General features: G+C 54.1%; 21 protein-coding genes, 1 tRNA gene and 1 pseudogene. 15 read left to right on the top strand and 8 right to left on the bottom strand.

The genetic code is table 11. The features are described from left to right. Positions 1 to 14: 14 nt before the first annotated feature. From MY069_RS00290 to MY069_RS00325, 8 genes are all read left to right on the top strand, one after another. Entirely contained in the window at positions 15 to 1424 is a 1410-nt protein-coding gene (locus MY069_RS00290; RefSeq protein WP_482795083.1) for a potassium transporter TrkG, read from the top strand. A 70-nt stretch (positions 1425 to 1494) separates the two neighbouring features. Continuing rightward, positions 1495 to 1737: an RNA chaperone Hfq gene (gene hfq / locus MY069_RS00295; protein WP_070959436.1), complete on the top strand. Its 243-nt coding sequence runs from the start codon at positions 1495 to 1497 to the stop codon at positions 1735 to 1737. 5 nt (positions 1738 to 1742) lie between these two features. Then, positions 1743 to 3080 (top strand): GTPase HflX, encoded by a 1338-nt coding sequence (gene hflX / locus MY069_RS00300; RefSeq protein ID WP_482795084.1) that lies wholly within the window; start codon positions 1743 to 1745, stop codon positions 3078 to 3080. 4 nt (positions 3081 to 3084) lie between these two features. Beyond that, a complete protein-coding gene (locus MY069_RS00305) occupies positions 3085 to 3432 on the top strand; it encodes a DUF3088 family protein (protein WP_482795085.1) in 348 nt (115 codons plus the stop codon). Between the two features lie 108 nt (positions 3433 to 3540). Then, complete coding sequence (locus tag MY069_RS00310; protein WP_482795086.1) at positions 3541 to 4164, top strand: ATP-dependent Clp protease proteolytic subunit; 624 nt, start codon at positions 3541 to 3543, stop codon at positions 4162 to 4164. 137 nt (positions 4165 to 4301) lie between these two features. Further along, on the top strand, positions 4302 to 5570 hold the full coding sequence (gene clpX / locus MY069_RS00315) for an ATP-dependent Clp protease ATP-binding subunit ClpX (protein ID WP_482795087.1): 1269 nt from the start codon (positions 4302 to 4304) through the stop codon (positions 5568 to 5570). Between the two features lie 161 nt (positions 5571 to 5731). Beyond that, positions 5732 to 8140 carry an endopeptidase La gene (lon, locus tag MY069_RS00320; protein WP_482795088.1) on the top strand — a complete coding sequence of 803 codons (2409 nt, stop codon included), beginning with the start codon at positions 5732 to 5734 and terminating at the stop codon, positions 8138 to 8140. A 93-nt stretch (positions 8141 to 8233) separates the two neighbouring features. Then, a tRNA-Val gene (locus MY069_RS00325) sits at positions 8234 to 8309 on the top strand. A gap of 6 nt (positions 8310 to 8315) precedes the next feature. Here MY069_RS00325 and MY069_RS00330 read toward each other — a convergent pair. Together MY069_RS00330 and MY069_RS00335 are read right to left on the bottom strand one after the other, a co-directional pair. Then, positions 8316 to 8855: a histidine phosphatase family protein gene (locus MY069_RS00330; protein ID WP_482795089.1), complete on the bottom strand. Its 540-nt coding sequence runs from the start codon at positions 8853 to 8855 to the stop codon at positions 8316 to 8318. Next, the gene (locus MY069_RS00335) at positions 8852 to 9622 is read right to left on the bottom strand and encodes a Coq4 family protein (protein WP_482795090.1); all 771 of its coding nucleotides are present in this window, start codon (positions 9620 to 9622) and stop codon (positions 8852 to 8854) included. The genes MY069_RS00330 and MY069_RS00335 overlap by 4 nt, the downstream gene beginning before the upstream one ends. Before the next feature lie 228 nt (positions 9623 to 9850). Between MY069_RS00335 and MY069_RS00340 the strand changes: the two genes are divergently transcribed. Next, positions 9851 to 10189 carry a P-II family nitrogen regulator gene (locus tag MY069_RS00340; protein ID WP_482795091.1) on the top strand — a complete coding sequence of 113 codons (339 nt, stop codon included), beginning with the start codon at positions 9851 to 9853 and terminating at the stop codon, positions 10187 to 10189. A 39-nt stretch (positions 10190 to 10228) separates the two neighbouring features. Beyond that, entirely contained in the window at positions 10229 to 11632 is a 1404-nt protein-coding gene (gene glnA / locus MY069_RS00345; RefSeq protein ID WP_482795092.1) for a type I glutamate--ammonia ligase, read from the top strand. A gap of 117 nt (positions 11633 to 11749) precedes the next feature. On the opposite strand, the gene MY069_RS00350 is transcribed toward glnA, so the two are convergent. After that, positions 11750 to 12961, bottom strand: coding sequence for a class I SAM-dependent methyltransferase (locus tag MY069_RS00350; protein ID WP_482795093.1), 1212 nt, complete (start codon positions 12959 to 12961; stop codon positions 11750 to 11752). A gap of 115 nt (positions 12962 to 13076) precedes the next feature. Next, entirely contained in the window at positions 13077 to 13889 is an 813-nt protein-coding gene (gene mazG, locus MY069_RS00355; protein ID WP_482795094.1) for a nucleoside triphosphate pyrophosphohydrolase, read from the bottom strand. 243 nt (positions 13890 to 14132) lie between these two features. Between mazG and MY069_RS00360 the strand changes: the two genes are divergently transcribed. The 4 genes from MY069_RS00360 to MY069_RS00375 all read left to right on the top strand — a co-directional run bounded on the left by MY069_RS00360 (position 14133) and on the right by MY069_RS00375 (position 16817). Continuing rightward, positions 14133 to 15014: an SMP-30/gluconolactonase/LRE family protein gene (locus tag MY069_RS00360; RefSeq protein WP_482795095.1), complete on the top strand. Its 882-nt coding sequence runs from the start codon at positions 14133 to 14135 to the stop codon at positions 15012 to 15014. Positions 15015 to 15110: 96 nt separating this feature from the next. Beyond that, positions 15111 to 15326, top strand: a complete 216-nt coding sequence (gene secE / locus MY069_RS00365) for a preprotein translocase subunit SecE (protein ID WP_482795096.1) — start codon at positions 15111 to 15113, stop codon at positions 15324 to 15326. Between the two features lie 30 nt (positions 15327 to 15356). Then, a complete protein-coding gene (gene nusG / locus MY069_RS00370; RefSeq protein WP_482795097.1) occupies positions 15357 to 15902 on the top strand; it encodes a transcription termination/antitermination protein NusG in 546 nt (181 codons plus the stop codon). A gap of 111 nt (positions 15903 to 16013) precedes the next feature. Continuing rightward, entirely contained in the window at positions 16014 to 16817 is an 804-nt protein-coding gene (locus MY069_RS00375; protein ID WP_482795098.1) for a GNAT family N-acetyltransferase, read from the top strand. A gap of 205 nt (positions 16818 to 17022) precedes the next feature. Here the strand turns inward: MY069_RS00375 and MY069_RS00380 are convergent, their stop codons facing one another. The 4 genes and pseudogenes from MY069_RS00380 to pgl form a co-directional block, all read right to left on the bottom strand. After that, positions 17023 to 17514: a hypothetical protein gene (locus MY069_RS00380; RefSeq protein ID WP_482795099.1), complete on the bottom strand. Its 492-nt coding sequence runs from the start codon at positions 17512 to 17514 to the stop codon at positions 17023 to 17025. A gap of 363 nt (positions 17515 to 17877) precedes the next feature. Then, positions 17878 to 18031, bottom strand: a pseudogene (locus MY069_RS00385) (helix-turn-helix domain-containing protein); the annotation flags it as partial. A 152-nt stretch (positions 18032 to 18183) separates the two neighbouring features. Further along, on the bottom strand, positions 18184 to 19779 hold the full coding sequence (gene pgi / locus MY069_RS00390) for a glucose-6-phosphate isomerase (protein WP_482795100.1): 1596 nt from the start codon (positions 19777 to 19779) through the stop codon (positions 18184 to 18186). Between the two features lie 12 nt (positions 19780 to 19791). Continuing rightward, positions 19792 to 20493: a 6-phosphogluconolactonase gene (gene pgl, locus MY069_RS00395; protein ID WP_482795101.1), complete on the bottom strand. Its 702-nt coding sequence runs from the start codon at positions 20491 to 20493 to the stop codon at positions 19792 to 19794. A gap of 203 nt (positions 20494 to 20696) precedes the next feature. Here pgl and tuf point away from each other — a divergent pair, with 203 nt between their 5' ends. Then, the gene (gene tuf, locus MY069_RS00400) at positions 20697 to 21887 is read left to right on the top strand and encodes an elongation factor Tu (RefSeq protein ID WP_482795102.1); all 1191 of its coding nucleotides are present in this window, start codon (positions 20697 to 20699) and stop codon (positions 21885 to 21887) included. The last annotated feature ends 124 nt before the right edge of the window (positions 21888 to 22011 follow it).

Here is a 22011-nt window from a genome sequence, read left to right on the forward strand (position 1 = left end):
GCGAGGATGAAGCAGTGAATCATCTCGCAATCGTTCGCATCGTCTCCGCCATCGCTTTAGGCTTTGCGGGCTTGTTTGCTATTTGCTTCGCCGTGGCTTTGGCGACGGGCGAGCGCGAACAATTGATGGTGTTTGCGGGCACTGCCTTCGCGATCGGCGGCTTAGGTGCGACCGTTATTCTCCTCACCGATAAGCCGGTCCGCAGGGCGCATGCGAAAGATGGTCTCGCCGTCGCCGTCTTATTCTGGACGTTGGGCGGCATTGTCTCTGCGATCCCATTTATAGATTATTTGGGCAGCCCCGACTTTCTGGCAGCGCTGTATGAAAGCGTATCCAATCTCGCCACGACGGGGCATACGCGGCTAGACCCGATCGCGAACCCGATGCCGACAAGCATATTTGTTTGGCGAGCGATGCTTCACCTGATCGGCGCCGTGGCAACGATTACGATTGCGGCAACGGTCTTCTCGGGCCTGAATCTTGGCGGGCCAGGCGTTCATCGCAATCGCTTCTTCAGTGAGCCGGAGGGAAGCTTTTTCGACCCCGTTATGCGCGTGGTGCGCGTGAGCAGCGTGCTGATCTTAAGCAGCACCGCTATTTTGGCTGCCCTTCTTTTGGCGCTAGGTCTCACACCACGGGATGCGCTTGCTGGCGCGGTCAGTGCGGTCACGACAGGCATGGTCGATCCATTGTCTTATAATACCGCTCCGCAGGCCGGTTTCTTTCATTCGCTAATCCTATGGGTAGGTCTGGTCTTTGGCACGCTTGGCCTGATCGCCGTGGACGGAGCCGGCAGAGGGCGACTTCTTTCCTTGCCGTTTGATGCTGAAGTGTTGGCTTGGATTGGATCACTCCTATTGGTCACTGTGCTTGCAGTGTTCGCAGGGCTTCCTCTGTTCGAGAGCCTGGGGTGGGCGACCTCCTCAATTGCAACGAGTGGCATCGCGCTGAGCGACCCGCAACAGTTTGCAAGACTTCCAATCGTATTGGTTTTGTTTCCTGTCCTAATAGGCGGTTCGGCCTTGTCAGCGGCTGGCGGGTTTAAACTGGCGCGCCTGATTGTGTTGAGCAAACGGGCGGCGCTTGAGTTTGCGCAATTAGGATATCGCGGCAGTATCAAACACTTCTCATTCCGAGGCCGAAGGCAGTCTGACCGCACAATTATGGGCGTTTGGGTTTATTTGGTTGGTTATATTGTCGCCTGCACGATCGGCACGCTCTTACTCAGCACATCGGGCCTGTCATTCGATGACGCTGTGCGGGCGGGGATTGGCAGCCTATCAAACGCGGGACACGTTTTAGCGGGCATGAATGCAGAACTAGAAGGCGTGGCCCAAATATACGTCATCCTCGGCATGATTCTTGGGCGTTTGGAGGTTGTGGCGCTGCTTCCGGCGTTAAATCCGGGATTTTGGCAAAACTAGTTTCAGTTATGGTTGCCAAATTCTTCCAATCGTTATAGCCGCTTCTGTATAAGAGAAGGACAGGCAAACCATGTCTTCAGATAAAAAGCAGAACCTCCAGGACACATTCCTAAACGCAGTCCGCAAATCCAAGACTCCCCTGACGATATTTCTCGTCAATGGCGTGAAGTTGCAGGGCGTGGTCACATGGTTCGACAACTTTTGTGTGTTGCTGCGCGGCGATGGTCGCCCACCGCAGCTGGTTTACAAGCACGCAATCTCCACGATCGCACCAGGTGCACACGTTCAGCTCTTCGATGAAGAAGATAGCTAGAACACTTGAAACAAACACCGATTGATCTTGATCAGCCGCCTGAAAAGGCCGGCATCATTATCCCATGGACGCAAGTCGTCGATCGCCCAAGCCAAGACCGTATTGAAGAATCAGCCGGCCTGGTGGATGCGCTCGGCTGTGACTTAGTCTTTCTGCGCCCTGAACAAGTGCGCAAGCCGACCCCTGGTTATTTGCTGTCGGGCGGTCTGCTTGAGCGGCTAGAAGAGGATGTGAAATCCTTTGGCTGCTCGATGATCATTATTGATTCGGCTTTGTCTCCCATCCAACAACGGAACCTTGAAAAACGGCTTGGTGTGAAAGTCATCGATAGAACCGGGTTGATCCTCGAGATCTTTGGCCTTCGCGCGCGGACGAAAGAGGGCACCTTGCAGGTCGAATTGGCGCGGCTCTTATATGAACGCTCGCGTCTGGTTCGCACCTGGACGCACTTGGAGCGCCAGCGTGGGGGCAATGGCTTTCTTGGCGGTCCCGGGGAGACGCAGCTTGAGGCCGATAAGCGGATGATTGACCGCGCAGTGGGCCGCCTCCGGCGCGACTTAGCCGATGTGCAGCGCACCCGCCGAGTGCAGCGCCAAGGTCGCAAGCGGCGCGAAAGCCCGATCATTGCTTTAGTCGGTTACACGAATGCGGGCAAATCAACGCTGTTCAATCGCCTGACGGGCGCCAATGTGATGGCGAAAGACATGCCCTTCGCGACACTGGATACGACGATCCGCAAGATCGAGCTGCCCAATCTTGGCGAAGCCAATCTGATCGATACGGTTGGTTTTATCTCAGACTTGCCGACTCATTTGGTCGATAGTTTTCGTGCGACCTTGGAAGAAGCCTTGTCGGCCGATTTGCTCATGCATGTACGCGATCGGTCGAGCGAGTCAGATGCTGAACAGAAGCAAGATGTCTTGAAAGTCCTGCAGCAATTGTCCGAGCTGATGGAGACACCTTTGCCGCCGATGATTGAGGTGTGGAACAAAATCGACCTCGTCGATCCAGATATCCGCGCGGGTTTAGATGCGGAGCAAGAACGGATTGCGGATGAGATCCTGGCGTTGCAAGTGTCCTCGATCACAGGGGAGGGGATGGAAGATCTCCTACAGGCGATCGAGACACTCTTGGACGCTGGACGCAAACGGTTTCGGGCAACACTCTCGCATCGCGATGGCGCACTGCGGGCTTGGTTGCACGAGCATAGCCAAGTCGAAGACGAAGCGTTTGACGAAGCCGGAGACGTTCAATTGTGTGTTAGCCTAACCAAGGATGAGTTCGGTCGTCTCGCCGCGCGCTTCCCGGACGCTGCATCCACCCAATTTGAGCATATGGAATAGAGCCATGACAAAAGACACGCTGTTTCTCTTGCCGCCGGGATTTGAAGACAATGACCGCCGGGAGTTTTGCCCCGAATGCGCTGAAATGTGGGGCGTGTTGAGCTATTACCCGGCGATCAAAGAGTCGCTCGAGATTTGCTATGTCGGAATTTCACATCCGCGTCGCCCAATTGTCCAAGTGTTGGGCGAGGGGAATTGGAACGCGCCAACCTTGTTTCTGGCTAGTCCGGAAGCTGTTACCGGTGAGTTTCGCGCCAAGACAGCCAATGGCGTGACTTATTTGGATTCAGCCCGGCAGATTGCGAAATATTTCGCCGCAAAATTCGGCACCGCGATGCCGCGAGGAAGCTAATCTTAACAAGGTTAAGCGACATCCACACCTTGCAACTCTTAGCGAATGGACAAATATGTCCCCGTCTGCCAGTTCTTGGCTCATTCTTTTCCGCTTGAAGGTAATTTTATGTTCGATCCGCGCCCGACTGATGTGAACCTGGTCCCAACTGTTATTGAGCAAACCAGCCGCGGCGAGCGTGCGTTCGATATCTTTTCCCGACTTTTGAAAGAGCGCCTGATCTTTATTACCGGCCCGATCGACGACACGACAGCGTCTCTGGTCTGTGCGCAGCTTCTGTTTCTTGAATCGGAAAACCCGAAAAAAGATATCGGCATGTATATCAATAGCCCCGGCGGCTATGTAACGGCTGGGCTCGCGATTTATGACACGATGCAATATATCCGCTGCCCAATCTCAACGCTGTGTATTGGCCAGGCCGCGAGCATGGGCTCACTGCTATTGGCGGCGGGCGATAAGGGAAGCCGGATCGCGCTCCCGAATGCGCGGATCATGGTCCACCAGCCGTCTGGCGGCTATCGAGGCGTTGCAACTGACATTGAGCGCCATGCCGAAGAAATTCTCGACTTAAAAAAGCGTCTTAATAACATTTACGTAAAACATACCGGTCAAGACTATGACACGATTGAGAAGAAGCTTGATCGGGACACGTTCATGACCGCGGAAGAAGCGCGCGATTTCGGCATCGTCGATACGGTTTATGAGCGCCGCACGGAGGCGGGTGAGGAATAAGCGGCATCTTTCCTGCATTTGCGGGGGATGTGAGCTAAGACTTGCGCGTGCCCGTGAGGGGTCTAAGTTAAGTGTTGTGGCTGGGATTCGGTCCCAGTAAATCGCATGTTAAGGCATGCGTGTCATAGAGGTTGCCCATGGCAAGTAAAAACGGTTCCAGTGGCGATTCAAAGAATACGCTCTATTGTTCTTTCTGCGGAAAGAGCCAGCATGAAGTTAAGAAGCTGATTGCGGGTCCAACCGTCTTCATCTGTGATGAATGCGTTGAGCTCTGTATGGATATTATCCGCGAGGAGAATAAAGCCTCCGGATTTAAAGCCAAAGAAGGCGTTCCGACCCCGCAAGAGATTTGCGACGTGCTTGATGATTATGTCATCGGGCAGGCCTATGCGAAGCGCATTCTGTCTGTCGCGGTTCACAACCATTATAAGCGTCTGGCCAACCCAGGCGGCGCCGATGGTGTCGAGCTCGCCAAATCTAACATTATGCTGATTGGCCCAACCGGGTGCGGTAAAACGTTGCTGGCGCAGACTTTGGCGCGCGTCCTGGATGTGCCGTTCACAATGGCGGATGCAACGACGCTGACCGAAGCCGGCTATGTCGGTGAAGATGTCGAGAATATCGTTCTAAAGCTGCTGCAAGCCTCTGACTATGATGTCGAGCGGGCGCAGCGTGGCATCGTGTATATCGATGAGATTGACAAGATATCGCGCAAATCAGACAATCCTTCCATCACCCGTGATGTTTCCGGTGAGGGCGTGCAGCAAGCACTCCTGAAGCTGATGGAAGGCACGGTTGCGGCGGTGCCTCCGCAAGGCGGCCGGAAGCACCCTCAGCAAGAATTCTTGCAAGTGGATACGACAAACATTCTGTTTATCTGCGGCGGGGCCTTTGCCGGGCTCGATAAGATCATCTCATCTCGCGGTGAGTCGACCTCAATCGGGTTTGGTGCTGACGTCCAAGATCCGGAAGCCCGGCGTGTTGGTGAAATCCTGCGCACCGTGGAGCCAGAAGATCTGCAACGCTACGGCCTGATCCCAGAATTCATCGGACGTCTGCCGGTTTTGGCGACGCTGGAAGATCTGGATGAAGATGCCCTCGTGACCATCCTGACCGAGCCGAAGAATGCGCTCGTCAAACAGTACCAAAAACTGTTTGAAATGGAGGATGTAAACCTGACCTTCACGCCGGATGCGATGACCGCGGTGGCAAAGAAGGCGATCATTCGCAAAACGGGCGCTCGTGGCCTCAGATCGATCATGGAATCAATTCTGCTCGACACCATGTTTGAACTGCCAGGTCTCCGCGGTGTTGATGAAGTTGTGATCAACGCTGAAGTGGTCGATGGCAATGCTAAGCCGCTTTATGTGCACGCCAAACAGGTTCAGCCGAACGAAGCGTCATAGTTTCGACGCGCTCATAATATTAAATTCGCAGAATTCCACCGCTATTTAGTGGTTGAAGTGCGGCTGCTTGGTTATCACATGAAGTAGACGCCAGAATCACCCGACAACAGGGTGAAGGTGATGGTCGCCGCTGAGCGGGGCCTGAATTGAAGGAGTCAGATATGACGACGAAAACCCTCCCAGTTCTTCCACTGAGGGATATTGTTGTGTTCCCAGACATGGTGGCGCCACTTTTTGTGGGCCGTGACAAGTCTGTGCGAGCCCTTGAAATGGTCGATGAAGGCCAGAATGAAATTATGCTCGTCGCGCAAAAGGATCCTTCAACGGATGACCCTAGCGCAGACGATTTGCACGCGGTCGGAACGACAGCCACGATCCTGCAATTGCTAAAATTGCCCGACGGGACGGTGAAAGTCCTGGTCGAAGGCGGTCAGCGCGCTCGGCTGAATGAGCTCGAGGATAAAGGCGACTATTATGTCGCTGAGATCGGCGTGATCGAACCGGTCGATGCCAGCACGAGCGAGCTGGAAGCTTTGATGCGCGCAGTGACGGAGCAGTTCGAAAGCTATGCCAAACTGAACCGCAAAATCCCGCCTGAATCTGTTTCCACGATCTCGGACATTGTTGAGCCCGGAAAGCTGGCGGACGCGGTGTCGTCTCAGCTGCAGGTGAAACTGTCTGAAAAACAGGGTCTGCTGGAACTTTCCGACGTTAAAGACCGCCTCGAAAAGGTCCTCTCGCTGATGGAAGGCGAGATGGGCATGATGCAGATGGAGCGGAAGATTAAAAACCGCGTCAAGCGTCAGATGGAGAAGTCTCAGCGCGAATATTATTTGAATGAGCAAATGAAAGCCATTCAACGTGAGCTGGGTGATCAGGGCGAAGGGGAACGCGACGAGGTCGCTGAACTCGAAGATAAGATCAAAGAGACCGGTCTTTCTGAAGAAGCCCGCACCAAAGCCGAACAAGAAGTCAAAAAGCTTCGCCAGATGAGCCCGATGTCAGCCGAATCGACGGTTGTACGGAACTATTTGGACTGGCTTTTGGCGCTGCCGTGGGACGAGCGCAAAGACATCTCAACCGATCTGGTGGCCGCTGAAAAGCAGCTGAATGACGACCACTATGGGTTGGAAAAAGTCAAAGAACGGATCCTCGAGTATCTTGCCGTCCAAAAGCGGACGAACAAACTGCGCGGCCCAATCCTATGTCTTGTTGGTCCTCCTGGGGTTGGTAAGACCTCTCTCGGTAAGTCGATCGCGGAAGCGACCGGACGCGATTTCGTGCGCGTGTCTCTTGGCGGCGTACGGGATGAAAGCGAGATCCGCGGCCACCGCCGGACCTATATCGGTTCGATGCCAGGCCGGATCATTCAAAGCCTCAAAAAAGCTAAGACGGGCAATCCGCTCTTCTTGCTGGATGAGATCGACAAGATGGGCATGGACCATCGCGGCGATCCGTCTGCGGCGCTGCTTGAGGTACTCGATCCTGCACAGAACTCGACCTTCAATGATCATTATCTGGAAGTCGATTATGACCTTTCAGACGTGATGTTCGTGACGACAGCGAACAGCCTCAACATGCCTCAGCCTTTGCTGGACCGGATGGAGATCATCCGTATCGCTGGCTATACCGAGGATGAGAAGCTGGAGATCGCCGAGCGTCACCTCTTGCCGAAGATCCGTGCTGATCACGGGTTGGAAGAGACGGAATGGGTGGTCCAATCGGACTCTATCCGCGACTTGCTGCGCTATTATACGCGGGAAGCGGGCGTACGGTCTCTGGAGCGAGAGCTCGCCAAACTTGCGCGCAAAGCGGTCCGAGAACTTGGCAATGATGGCGTCACCCAAGTTGTTATGTCACCTGAGAATCTGGCTGATTATTCCGGCGTTCGGAAGTTCCGCTTTGGCCTCGCCGATGAGGAAGACCAAATCGGCGGCGTGACCGGCCTCGCATGGACTGAAGTCGGGGGCGATTTGCTCACCATCGAAGCGGTCTCGATGCCCGGTCGTGGCAACACGAAGGTCACCGGAAACTTGCGCGATGTGATGAAAGAATCGATTTCTGCGGCGCAATCTCTGGTGCGCTCACGGGCGGTTATGCTCGGGATTAAGCCAAGCGCGTTCAACACGACGGACATTCACGTCCACGTGCCGGATGGTGCAACGCCGAAAGACGGGCCAAGTGCTGGGATCGCTATGACCACAGCTATGGTGTCGCTTTTGACCGCGAACCCGGTTCACCGCGATGTTGCAATGACGGGCGAAATCTCGCTGCGCGGCCGTGTTCTACCGATTGGCGGGCTGAAAGAGAAACTTCTCGCAGCGCTTCGCGGCGGCATCAAAACGGTGCTGATCCCAGAAGAAAATGAGAAAGATCTCGCGGACATTCCGGAAAATGTGAAGAATAGTCTGAACATCATTCCAGTGTCTGACATCAATGAAGTGCTGGAGCGCGCATTGGTGCGTCCACTGGCGCCGATTGAATGGTCAGAAGCTGACGAGGAAGCTCTGGCGGCGACACTTGCCGGGCGACCATCTTCAAATGATGGCAGCGCGTCTGTTCGTCACTAAACACAATTCATAAAACTTCAGCGGCCCCTGTTTTTTCTGACAGTGGCCGTCTTGCTTTTCTGCTTCAGACGGGGCAAAGGAAGCGTCCCGGAAGGGCGGTTAGCTCAGTTGGTAGAGCATCTCGTTTACACCGAGAGGGTCAGCGGTTCGAGCCCGTTACCGCCCACCATTTTCCTCATAGTACTTTAGTCTCGAGGCTATCGCCGCGTTCGACGAGCTTTAGCGCGCCATCACGCTTCTGAATCTTCGTGACACTGCAATAGTTGGGGCGGAATACGGTCACGGTGTTTGTACCTTCTAAATGACCGACAATTGCATTGATGGCGACGAAATGGGTGAAGACGACAGTCCCGTCCGGCAAGCCAGAGAGCTTATCGATTAATCCTTGCCGCCAGGCGCGAACGAGATCTGGCGCGTCTTTCCACTCACCTGACATTAGCCCGCGTAACCATGGCACCCGGTCGGTGACATCCGAAGGTGTTGGGATTTCGGTAACGGCAGGCTCAATCGCCAAGTCAAGGCCTGAGGTATTCGCAAAAAAGGAAGCAGTTTCTTGGCATCGTGCCATCGGGCTGGTGATGGTTAGGGAAATCGGTTCCGCTAGGAGTTTCTGAGCGACGGCATCGGCTTGCGCGCGACCGGTCTCTGAGAGGCCAGGATCGGGATGGCTGCCCCAACTCGCGGCGGCCTCACCATGGCGTATTAGATAGATCATGCGGCGACGAGCTGCGGATCTTGATCATAGGCTTTGAAGACGTCGAGCGCCTGCCGGTACAGGACAGGTTTCTTGATGTTGAGACGTTCCCGCACCTCGGCAAGCGGCTGATCGAGCAGGGCGATAATATCTTGATCGATGATCCGTTTTGCGGCTTTGCCATTGCGCCGGCCTTCCGCCAGAACTTCTTTCACACGCGCTTCTCTCGGTGCTTCTTTGGCGATCTGACGATTGCCCATAAAGGCGATAAAACTGACGCCCAGTCCGCCATGTTGGCTATGTGTATAGCCGAGCAGGGCATCTTCACCGAGCGCGTCACGGCCATATCCAGTCAGTACATGATACATGTCATGCGTGTCGCGAAGGCGGTTTGAATACCATAAGAGGTCATCGTCATACTGGGCGTGGTGAGCGCGCTGCTGCAAGCTTTCTTCAACCAAACCATGCGCGGTTAAGCCTTCGCGTTCCATGAACTCGACATAAGCGCGACCGACTGAGCCTTTTGGCAGCGCTTTAAGGGGCGCGTGATCATCAAGAATATCTGGTAGGAATGTCCGCTTATTAAGCAGATCTGGCCCGATTTCAGACCGCATGAAGCGCGCAAAATCTTTACGAGTAGATTTGCCGTTTAAGGCCTCTATGATGTGAAACACCTGCGCAGTATCTTCTTTGTCCGCGATCAGCTTTTGCATATGCCTCCACGCCTTAAGCGGCCGGCGACGTGGAATTGGGCGATCCGGATGAATATAGGTGGCGGCGGTCGGCATGTCAGTCTTTCCTGCTGGCTTTCCAGTCCTTCTTACCAGACCTTGTTAAAGGAAACAATGACGCATGCGTCATCTTTTGAGAGTGCGTTCTGCACAATAATGAAGCAGGCGTGATCAATTAGTGAGCAGGTGTTGCGAACCCTGCGCTCACACGTCTTTCCTCTATCGCCCTTCAAGGAGGGGCCGCCTATGCCGAAGCGGTTGTTAGCTATCGGAAGGGTTGCGGGTATGAAAAAGATCGAAGCCATCATTAAGCCGTTCAAATTGGATGATGTTAAAGAGGCGCTTCACGAGGTTGGCGTTCAAGGGATGACGGTTGTTGAAGCAAAAGGCTTCGGACGTCAGCGCGGCCACACGGAACTGTATCGTGGCGCAGAATATGTCGTCGATTTTCTACCAAAACTGAAAGTTGAGGCAGTGGTTGCGGATGCCAGCGTGCAAGGCGCGATCGAAGCCATAACAAAAGCCGCGCAAACCGGAAAAATCGGCGACGGTAAGATTTTTGTTTCGGATATTGGCGAAGCGGTCCGTATCCGTACAGGCGAAACAGGAGACGGCGCCCTATAGCGCTGAAAAGGTTTTAGACAGGAAAATTTGGAGGGCTAAATGGCCGATAGTGTATTGAAAATGATGAAGGAGAACGACGTTGAGTTCGTTGACCTTCGATTCACAGACCCCCGCGGAAAGCTGCAGCACGTCACATTCGATAAGAGCATGGTGGACGAAGACTTTTTCGCAGACGGGCAAATGTTTGACGGATCTTCTGTTGCCGGTTGGAAAGCCATCAACGAGTCGGACATGACGCTTGCGCCAGACCTGGCGACAGCGAAGATTGATCCATTCTTCCAGCAAACCACGCTGGCGATCATGTGCGATATTCTCGATCCGATCACGGGTCAGGCCTATAATCGTGACCCGCGGATGACGGCGAAGAAAGCGGAAGCCTATCTGCAATCGACTGGCGTAGGTGACACTGCATATTTCGGCCCAGAGGCGGAGTTCTTCGTCTTTGATGATGTGCGTTGGAATACTGAGCCACACATGACCGGCTATTCTTTCGACTCAACTGAGTTGCCTGCGAATACCGGTAAGTCGTATGAGATGGGCAATATGGGCCACCGCCCTGGTCCTAAAGGCGGATATTTCCCAGTCCCACCAGTCGATTCAGAACAGGACATGCGGTCAGAAATGCTGTCTGTCATGGGCGAGCTTGGCCTCGAACCAGAAAAGCACCACCACGAAGTGGCACCTGCCCAGCACGAGCTTGGCATGAAGTTCAACACGCTCGTCACCATGGCGGATCATCTCCAGCTGTATAAGTATGTGATCCACAATGTTGCGGCGAGCTATGGCAAAACGGCGACCTTTATGCCGAAGCCTTACTTCGATGATAACGGTTCAGGCATGCACGTGCACCAGTCGATCTGGTCTGGCGGCAAGCCGACATTTGCTGGTGATCAATACGCCGGTCTATCTGAAACTTGCCTTCACTATATCGGCGGCATCATTAAGCATGCTCGCGCTCTGAACGCGCTGACCAATGCTTCGACCAACTCTTATAAGCGTTTGGTTCCAGGCTTCGAAGCACCCGTTATGCTCGCTTATTCTGCGCGTAACCGGTCTGCCTCGATCCGGATCCCATTCGGCACCGGTGAAAAGGCGAAGCGGATTGAAACACGCTTCCCAGATCCAACCGCGAACCCATACTTGGCATTTGCAGCGCTACTGATGGCTGGCCTTGATGGAATTGAGAACAAGATCCACCCAGGCGACGCAATGGACAAAGATCTCTATGATCTTCCGCCAGAAGAAGCCGCGGCGATCCCACAAGTTTGTGGCTCACTCGCTGAAGCACTGGATGCCCTCGATGGCGACCGTGACTTCCTCAAAAAGGGCGGCGTTTTCGATGACGATCAAATCGACGCCTATATCGAACTGAAGCAGGAAGAAGTTGAGCGCCTTCAGCTCCACCCGCACCCTGTCGAATTCGACATGTACTACAAGGTCTAAGACCCAACTTCACGTCATGGGGGACGTGGCGTACGCCAAGGCACCGGAGCTCATCAGAGCTCCGGTGTTTTTTGTAGGGTTTTGTCGCGTTAAATGCACGGCGCGGCGGCGCTAATCTCAGCCGGCCAATAGGCGCTCGGTTTCCAGCATATAATCGCGTGCGAGGGGCAAGGCGTCGACCGTTTTGCTAAGTTGGATCTGGAAATTCATGTGCTTGCCATGCCGAAACGTGAATTCAGAGACAATTAGATAGAACTCCCACATCCGGCAGAACGCTTCATCAAACATTTCCGCGACCTTGTCGCGATTGGCTTGAAATCGTTTGTCCCATTCATAAAGCGTGTGGGCGTAATGAAGCCGCAGGATCTCGCAATCGGTGACCCATAGGCCTGATTTCTCAATTTCGGCAAAGGTTTCGGAGAGGGCAGGAGAGTATCCGCCCGGAAAGATGTATTTGCGGATCCAGGCGCCGGTTGTTCCCGGGCCGCCTTTTCGGCCAATAGAATGCACAAGCGCGCAGCCATCATCGGTCAATCGATCCCGAATGGCCGAGAAATATTCCTGATAATGAGCGACGCCAACATGTTCGAACATGCCGACGGAGACGACCGCATCGAAGGTCTCCTGTACATGGCGATAATCCTGCAGGCGCAGAGACACTTTGTTCTCAAGACCCGCAGCTTTGACCCGCGCTTGTCCAAGAGCCAATTGCTCGTTGGACAAGGTCACCCCAACGACCTGACAATCAAAGTTCTGAGCGATGTAAATTGAAAGCCCACCCCAACCGCAACCAATATCGAGCACGCGCATCCCCGGCTTGAGGTTCAGCTTGGCCGCGATATGCGCCATTTTCAGCTCTTGGGCCTCTTCCAATGTAATGTCTTCAGACGGCCAATAGCCGCAAGAATATTGCATGTTTTCATCGAGGAAGAGTTTGTAGAACTCGTTTGAGAGGTCGTAATGGTGCTGCACATTTTTTCGTGAGGCGGTCGCGGGATTACGTTGGTGCCATTTACGAATCCGCTTGAGCCACGCCTTCAAAACCTTTTGAATTGGATGCCCGCGGAGCCCCGTTCGGTTGAGCGCAAAGATCTTTAAAAGATCCCGGATCGTGCCGTCTTCGATGACCAGCGTCCCATCCATATAGGCTTCACCGGCATAGAGCTCGGGATTGAGAAATAGTTTGCGATATAGCGTTTTATCTTTGAGGCGAACCGTAGATTTTGGGTCTTCGCCAGTTCCATGCTGGTGTGAGAGTCCATCAGCATCAATGATGATCAAGGTGCCCGTTTTGACGAACCGCGCCATCATAGAATTCAACAATTTCATCAGCCACCCTCCGATTTTGAAGGATTTTGTGGCAAAAAAGATGGCTGATCCCAACCGAAAAGTCGAACACGCTGGATCACATTTTTACGAGCATCGAAGACAAAACCTAAGTGGATCAGGCCTTTTCATCCGCTTTCACCGCCTGCCAGAGCTTCTCCTGATCGTCCAAGGACAGAGTTGCAAATCCGGCTTCTTTCCCGTCGGCCTTGGCTTCCATGGCTCGGAAGCGGCGTTCGAATTTCGCATTAGATTTGCGCAAGGCGATTTCGGGATCGACGCTTAGGCGGCGAGCGAGATTGACGGCAACAAACAACAAGTCACCGACCTCTTCTTCGATATGGCCTTCGTCTGCCTCTTCGATGGCTTCTTTGACCTCATCCATTTCTTCTTCGAGCTTGTTGAAAATGTCTTTGGGGTCGGTCCAGTCAAATCCGGTGCGGGCGGCGCGTTTCTGCAACTTATCTGACCGCATCAGAGCGGGCAGGGCGAGCGCGACGCCTGATAGGGCGCTCGGGTCTTGTTCAGACTTTTGCGCGCGCTCAGCGGCTTTGATTTCTTCCCAGGCGCCGGTCTGGGCGTCGGCGGTCCGTTGCGCTGCTTCGCCAAAGACGTGGGGATGCCGCCGGACCATTTTCTCGCTGATCGCTTGGGTAACGTCGGAAATAGTGAAGTGGCCTTCGTCCGAAGCGATTTGTGCGTGAAATACCACTTGTAGCAGCAGATCGCCGAGCTCATCGCTCAAATCGGTCATATCGTTGCGCTCAATTGCGTCCGCGACTTCATAAGCCTCTTCAATTGTATAGGGCGCTATGGTTTCAAAACTCTGCTCAAGGTCCCAAGCACATCCCGTCACAGGCGTGCGCAAGCGTTTCATAATCTCCAATAGATCATCAAAATCGTATGGAGGCTTGAGGGGTGAGGCGGGCATGATCATTTTATCCAATTCGGTGTTCTGGTTTGCGCATAAGCATTGAGAACAGAGTCGCCACTCTTTTGCGACAAAAAGTTCATCCGATTGAGCGTCTATTCCTTTCAAACGCTAGATTTGGGTGCCTGTTTCGACGCGGATGTCGAATTGTTCTTAAATGGATTGGAGGCGTCTGTACGCCCCAATTGACAAGCGCAGCAAGTGCGATGAGATCGCGTTCGGATCCGGCGCCGGAGAATCGAAGTGACTGAAGCAGTATGTGTCGCCCCGACCGGGTGTGTTTTGGGGGAGGGACCCTTGTGGAGTGCCTCAGAAGGCTTTCTTTGGTGGGTCGATATCAAGCGCGCAAAGCTTCATCGCCACAACCCCAAGACTGGCAATACACGTCGCTATGATCTCCCGGTCCATGCCAGTGCGCTTGCTTTGGCGGATGGCGGCTTAATCATGATCGGTGATCGCGAAGTCGGACGTTATGACACGGCGACCGAAAGCTATGAAAAGGTCGCAGATATTCACGAGCCGGAAGGGTTTCGAACCAATGATGCTGGGATCGCTCCAGATGGCAGCCTGTGGTTCGGCACATTGAATGAAAGCGAACCCATTCCGGAAGGCCAGTATTACAAACTGACCCCTGATCTGAACATCGAGCGCATTGGGCTTCCGGAAGTCTCGATCACCAATACGATGGAATTCTCGCCCGACGGCAAAACCTTCTATACCTGCGATAGCGCCGAACAAATGATCCTCGCTTTTGATCATGACCCTGAAACCGGTGCGCTTTCGAATCGTCGGGTGTTCGCATCGACGCTGGAGGCTGGGTGTTATCCCGATGGCTCGGCGGTAGATGTTGATGGTTATTTGTGGAGCGCGCAGTGGGCCGGGTCTCGGCTTGTGCGATATGCCCCGGATGGCAACATAGACCGGGTGATAAAGCTGCCCGTGTCGCGCCCGACAAGTTGTGCCTTTGGCGGCCCGAGCTTGCAGACGCTATATATTACATCTGCCCGGGAAGGACTGAGCGATGCCGCGCTCGATCGACAGCCCATGGCCGGTAGCCTGTTCGCCATCGAGGTTGAAACCCCTGGTCTCGCGATCCCTGAATTCGGAAAGCCGCGGCAGCAATAACTTGCGTTTAACACCCTTTGCACCCAAGTGACTTCACAAGCGTAGAAATGCGCAGTATGGAGCCGGATTACCCCTAAAAGTCAGGAACGCACGAGAATGGCCGACAAGGACAAAAAGAAAAGCGTTGGTCCGATTACCTTCGCTCGCCAAGTGGAAGCCGAGGGCCGCAAGGTGACTTGGACCTCTACGCCGGAAACAATTCAAGCGACCATTATGGTGGTCGTGATGTCGATTATCGTCGCCTTATTCTTGTTCCTGTCAGATCAGTTTATCGCCATGGTTATCCGCTGGATCACCGGTCTCGGCGCTTAAAGCATAAGAACAATAAGGAGTGCTTGGCCCATGGCTGAGGCAAAATGGTACATCGTCCACGCTTACTCGAACTTCGAGAAGAAAGTTGCGCAAGCGATCCGCGACCAAGCGGCTATGAAAGGTCTCGAAGATATGATCGAGGACCTGGAAGTGCCGACTGAAGAAGTCGTTGAAGTCGTCCGCGGCAAGAAGAAGACGATCGAGAAGCGCTTTTTCCCCGGCTATGTGCTGATGAAAGCGAAACTGACCGACGATATTTATCACCTGGTCAAAGACACGCCGAAAGTCACAGGCTTTTTGGGCGCCGATGGCGGTAAGAAGCCTCTTCCGGTCCCGCAGCGCGAAGTCGACCGCATTTTAGGTACGGCAGACGAGCCAATCGAGGATCGTCCAAAGCCAACCGTGGTCTACGAGATCGGCCAAGAAGTGCGAGTCAACGAAGGCGCCTTCCAAGGCTTCGAAGGCACTGTGGAAGAGTTCGACCCAGAAACGGGCCGGATGAAAGTGAACGTCTCAATCTTTGGCCGAGCCACGCCGGTCGATTTGGACTTCACCCAGGTTGATAAGATCGCATAGGCGCGTTTCTATTTTCAGTAATTGCTGTACTTGGGGCCGAGGTGACGATTGTTGCCTCGGCCCTTGGCGTTCTTGCGGTATCCATCTTTTTAAATTGGGATTGAGTGAGTCATGATCGAATTTGCCTCAGCGAATTATTCAGACGTGGCCAAAGCCCGGTTGGCATATCTCAAGACGCTAGCCTCTCCTTTGGATGGTATGTGGGAGGACGCGTTCTTCGCAGGCGGCCAACATTGGCACATCAAAATCGGGGGCGATGCGGTTGGTTATTGCGGAACGAATGAGCAAAACGCGCTATTAGGCTTTCAAGTCTTCGACCCACACGCCTCTGAGCCCTGTTTTCAAGCCTGCATGGACCGGTTCGCGTTCAAGCAGGCCTTTGTGAGCACCGTGGAGCCCGCCTATTTCAGCCATTGTCTCGATCGTCAGACGTCACTCAAAGTCAACGCACTGATGTATGAGGATGATGGCACCGACGCGATGCCGGGTCAGTTTTCAGACGGTATGGAATTTCGGGTCGTCGAACAGACAGAAATAGAGACCGCGATCGCCTTCGCTCTCGACGCTATCGGCGCCAACCGCGCCTGGTTGGAAGGCTATTATGCGGAGCGCATCGCGAAGAAGGAATTGTTTGGCGTTTGGCGCGGGGATGAAATGATAGGCGCCGGCGAATTGCGCGTGAGTCCCAGTCAGCCAGGTGTTGCAGATGTCGGCATGATCGTCGCGCCGGTCGCCCGTAAAGCGGGGCTAGCCACACAAATTCTCCAGCAATTGAGACATGATGGTCAGAAACGCGGATATCGCCTTGTGTGCTCGACTGAAATGGAGAATGTTCCCGCGCAAAAAGCCATCGCCAGAGCAGGCTTTCACTCTAGGCACAGAATTTTGGAAATGGGTCTTCAAGGCGGAAGCTAGCGTTCTATCTAAGCCTCATCCTGAGCGAAGTCGAAGGACGAGGCGTGCTCTCTGCAACGCCCCGGAAGCACGGCCCTTGATCCTTCGACTTCGCTGAGGATGAGGGCCTACTTTGGAACCACCCGCTATCGACCCAATGCAGACACTAAGAGCGACCATTTCGGGGCGAGTTTTGGCCGAGTAATTTACGACTCAGCTTTCCGTGTCAAAGCGGTCTAAACAATAAGCGGGCAAACATACGAGCGGCATGTATGAGGGAGAGGAAAAGTGTCAAAAGTATCGGCCAAAACTCTGCCCCGAAAAAAGCATTCCAAATGAGCAATCCTGCAGCTGCGTACCCGGTGGCTTGAAAAAAGAACAACAGTAATCGCGGGATCCGATCTGGATCATCTTTCGGTATCCTAAGGTTCAACCTCAAGATTTGAATCGCAAAGAATAGGACCGCTGCCGCAGTGATAAGTGAACCTATTTGCATGGTGAGCTTATTGGTAACTTCTGCATAGATAGCGACAAGCAAACCTGCACTGATGATTAATGGAGTTATGGACGCTCCGATCAACGTCCAAATTCGCATACGATTTACACCTGTCCATTCTCGCGGCGGTGTCTTGCCCAATGCAACAACTGCTCCTGAAAAGCCGAGTAGTACGAGAGAGGCCTCAACTACGCCTTGCAATATGCTGACCTGATCAGCCATTCATACCCCCCTTGAGACTCACGCGTCATTGCATCGTTGTGCAGCATGAAACAAAGCATGATGCTTGGCAAAGTGTTATCTCGGCCTTTGAGCAAAGCCTCGTTCAAGGAACGTCCGTTCTTGGGTGAGTTTTGGGCGCTCAACCCTGCTAAGGTGCGAACTTCGCAACAAGCTTTTTAGCATAGTCCATTGCTTGTCTCTCGATTTTTGAGAGCGGGTCATTTGAGCCTTTTTTAGGTCCAATGAGGATGGATTGGGCGAACTCGATTGCCTCACGTTCAATCTGCATGAGCATTATATTCTCGGTGGGGTCAGGTCCATTGTGTTCGGTCACTGCTTGCTCCTGTGCCAGAGTGCTGATGGATGTTTCAAATACAGCAGCAAGGCATTTCAGCGATTCCAATCCGGGTTTTTGACCACTTTCGATGCGCTGGATTGTGCGAGTGCTTAAGCCAGAATGCCGGGCCAACTCCTCTTGGGACCAGCCGTTTTCTAACCTTCTTTTTTGAACACTCATTTAGTCCCGCCTCGTTAACTGCAGTCAGTTTATGACAAAAAGCTAACTGACGGAACACGACAGTGTCGCGACAATGACGTGACACTGTCGCCATCGCATTGAACTGTTTCCACAAGATTTGCGCATAATAAGCACTTCCGCCAACGGCTTACTTAGGGCGTTTTAACCCTCTCGCCTGCATCAGTAATGGACCTAGCACCGATTTGAGATCGTAGGTCCGAAGACAGCTGATCCAAAATCCGTTGTGTCGCTGGGTCTTCAGCTTTCGCCTCACCGCGCAAAGCAGGCTTCAGCTGCGTTGCCATGGTCTTTCCGCGTTCCACGCCCCATTGGTCGAAGCTGTTAATCTCCCATAGAACGCCGGCGAGATAGGTGCGGTGCTCATACAAAGCGATCAGCGCGCCGAGGCGTTCGGGCGTCAGCTCGCGTGTGCTGAGGAAAATCGATGGGCGGCCACCTGGGTGCACTTTTTGACGGGCGATATGGTCTGGAAGATCGGGTTCTTCAGCGCGCACTTCTGCAAGACTCCGTCCATTGGCCATGACTTCGGCTTGCGCCAAGGCGTGGGCGGTGAGCGCTTCGACACCGTCAGTATCGCGGCGACTGCCCGGCGATAAGATAAACTCAGCGGGAACGATGTGAGTGCCTTGGTGCAGCCATTGGTGATACGAATGTTGCCCAACAGAGCCTTCGCCGCCCCAAAGCAGAGGGGCTGTCGGTAGCGGCGCTGCTTCGCCTTCAGGCCCAACGGATTTGCCGTTCGATTCCATTTCCAATTGCTGGAGATAAGTTGGCAGCATACGCAAGCGGCGGGAATAGGCGAGCACCGCACGCGAGGAGAAGCCAAGAAAGCTCGTGTTCCAATAGTCTAGAAGCGCAAGCCGGGCCGCGAGATTGGTTTCAACCGGCGCGGACTTCACATGAGCGTCCATCTTCGCCGCGCCAGTAAGGAAGGCTCTAAATGTATCCGCGCCAAAACTGGTCATCACCGCGACAGAAGCCGCCGACCAGATAGAGTAGCGTCCGCCGACGCTGAGCGGCATATCGAGTGTGGTCGCCGCCCGGCCATCGAGCCATGAGCTTGCGCGCTCGGGATTTGCCGTGACCAGCAATAAATGCTCCGCCGCTTTGCCAGCGCCTAATGCCGATTCCAGCCAGGTACGCGCGCGGCCGAGATTGTAGAGCGTTTCTTCAGTTCCGAAGGATTTCGAGATGCCAATGATCAGCGTGTTTTCGGGGGCGAGACCTGTCAGCGCGAGTTCTAAGTCGAGTGGATCAACATTCGCGCAAAATCTTAAATTGATCCCTTCCAGCTGTCGGTCCGCGAAGGCGTCTGCGTACAGGCGTGGGCCAAAGTCTGATCCGCCAATCCCGATATGCACGATGGCTGAGAACGCCCGATCGCGAATCAGAGACTCGGCTTTGGCGAGCGCGCGCACCGTCGTGTCATGCTCGGCTCGCGTCAGGTCACTCTCTGGCGCCATGCGTAAGGCCCAATGGAGGGCAGGGCGGTCTTCTGACGGATTGACGATCTCGGCATTGAAGAGGCGATCGATCGCCGCGCCCAATCCAACCTGCTTTGCGTGGGCGAGCAGTGCCGCATCCACGTCGGGCGTTACATATTGCCGAGACGTGTCGGCAGTCCATCCGGCCGCGGAGACAACCAACTGATCTGAACGTGATGCTAGATCTCGCAGAGATTGCGTTCGAGCACTTTGGGCGAGAGATTTCAGCCTTTCAATAGTCATGAACAATCACCCTTAATCGCAATAGAAAACCGTAAGCGCCTGACCGGCCGCACGTTTCACAATAGAAACAGGCGCGTCATCGGGCGCGGTCTCAAAGACTTTTCGTTTGGTTTCCCCGGTGATGAGGAGCAAGACATTGCGGGCATAGGCGACGCAAGGCTGGGTTAAGGTCATCCGTAATAAGTTGGGACCGGTCACGTCGCTCTCAATGGCGCGTACAGCCGCCACCAAAGAGGTCGTGTCTGGATCGACCGCCTGATCATACCCCTTGCCGCCTGCAAACCAAGACAATGTATGCGCATCCGGCCCCATGCCGAGCAACATCACATCAGTCAAACCTGCTTCCAGATAGAGTTCATTCACCACCTCGACGGAAGCAAACGGATCATCGCCTGAAACTTTCATCGGTGTGTAGCTGGCAAGTGCGGCTTTATTCTGAAGCAGCGTGCGTTCGAGCATGGCGCCGTTCGAGGCGGGATGGGTCTCATCCACCCATCGTTCGTCACACAGACCGACATGGACACTGTTCCAGTCCAAATCAGCTTCTGACAAGGTTTCGTATATGGGGCCGGGTGTGGTGCCGCCTGAGCCCATAAATACGGCACTGCCGCGGCGGGTGATTGCGTCCTTTAAAGCGGTTGCCAACCACTCGGCGGCGGCCGCTTGTAAGGCGCCTTTGTTCTCAAAGGTCTCGAAGACATATCCTTGCGTCATGGCAGCACGCTAGGCCTCAGATTGGCGGCCTTTGTCAAGCGCTTTCCCGTGTGTGGTAAATTTGTTCGCATATGTCAGCAGTAATGGTGCTTGAAACCTGCGGCGGGCATGTGTATGTGGCGCGCTTCAACGGGACTCTTCTGGCCCGCTTTGAGAAAGGACCAACGTCCGGTGGGCCGGACACTGAGAAAAGGAGGCCTGGCATGGCCAAAGAGAAGTTTGAGCGTACAAAACCGCACGTGAACATCGGCACGATTGGACACGTGGACCACGGTAAGACAACGCTAACCGCAGCGATCACAATGGTGCTGGCGGATGTTACGGGTGCTGAGAAGCGCTCTTATGAGGACATCGATTCTGCGCCAGAAGAAAAAGCGCGCGGGATTACCATCAATACCGCTCACGTTGAGTATGAGACGGAAAACCGTCACTACGCTCACGTTGATTGCCCTGGACACGCTGACTATGTGAAAAACATGATCACTGGTGCGGCGCAAATGGACGGCGCGATCCTGGTTGTGAACGCTGCTGACGGCCCAATGCCACAGACTCGTGAGCACATCCTGCTTGCCCGTCAGGTTGGTGTTCCAGCGCTGACAGTGTTCATGAACAAAGTTGACCAGGTTGACGATGAAGAGCTGCTCGAGCTCGTCGAAATGGAAATCCGTGAGCTTCTGAGCTCTTACGAATTCCCAGGCGACGATATTCCGATCATTGCTGGTTCTGCGCTTGCGGCGGTTGAAGGTCGTGACGACAATATCGGTAAAGACAAGATCATCGAACTGATGGCGGCTGTGGATGACTATATCCCAACGCCAGATCGCCCGATTGATCAGGACTTCCTGATGCCAGTGGAAGACGTGTTCTCAATCTCTGGTCGTGGTACGGTTGTCACCGGCCGGGTTGAGACAGGCATCGTCAAAGTTGGCGAAGAAGTCGAGATTGTTGGTATCCGTGACACACAGAAAACCACTGTGACCGGTGTTGAAATGTTCCGTAAGCTGCTCGACCAAGGTCAAGCCGGCGACAATATTGGTGCTCTGATCCGCGGGATCGACCGTGAAGGTGTTGAGCGTGGTCAGGTTCTTTGTAAGCCGGGTTCAATCACCCCGCACACAACGTTCGAAGCAGAAGCCTATATTCTGACGAAAGAAGAAGGTGGCCGTCACACGCCATTCTTCACCAATTATCGTCCACAATTCTACTTCCGTACAACAGACGTTACCGGTGTTGTGACGCTGCCAGCGGACAAAGAAATGGTTCTGCCAGGCGACAATGTGAAAATGAGCGTTGAGCTGATCCAGCCAATCGCCATGGACCAAGGCCTGCGCTTCGCGATCCGCGAAGGTGGCCGCACAGTCGGCGCGGGTGTTGTGGCCTCTGTCTCTAAATAAGAGACACAACCACACTTCAAAATCAAAGAAACCCCGTAGCAAAAGCTGCGGGGTTTTTTGTTGGGGGATACCAACAATCGATCAAATCGGGCGCAGTTTGTGACTTGAGTGCGCGGGGGCGTCA

Source organism: Hyphomonas sp. ske169 (assembly GCF_056850855.1).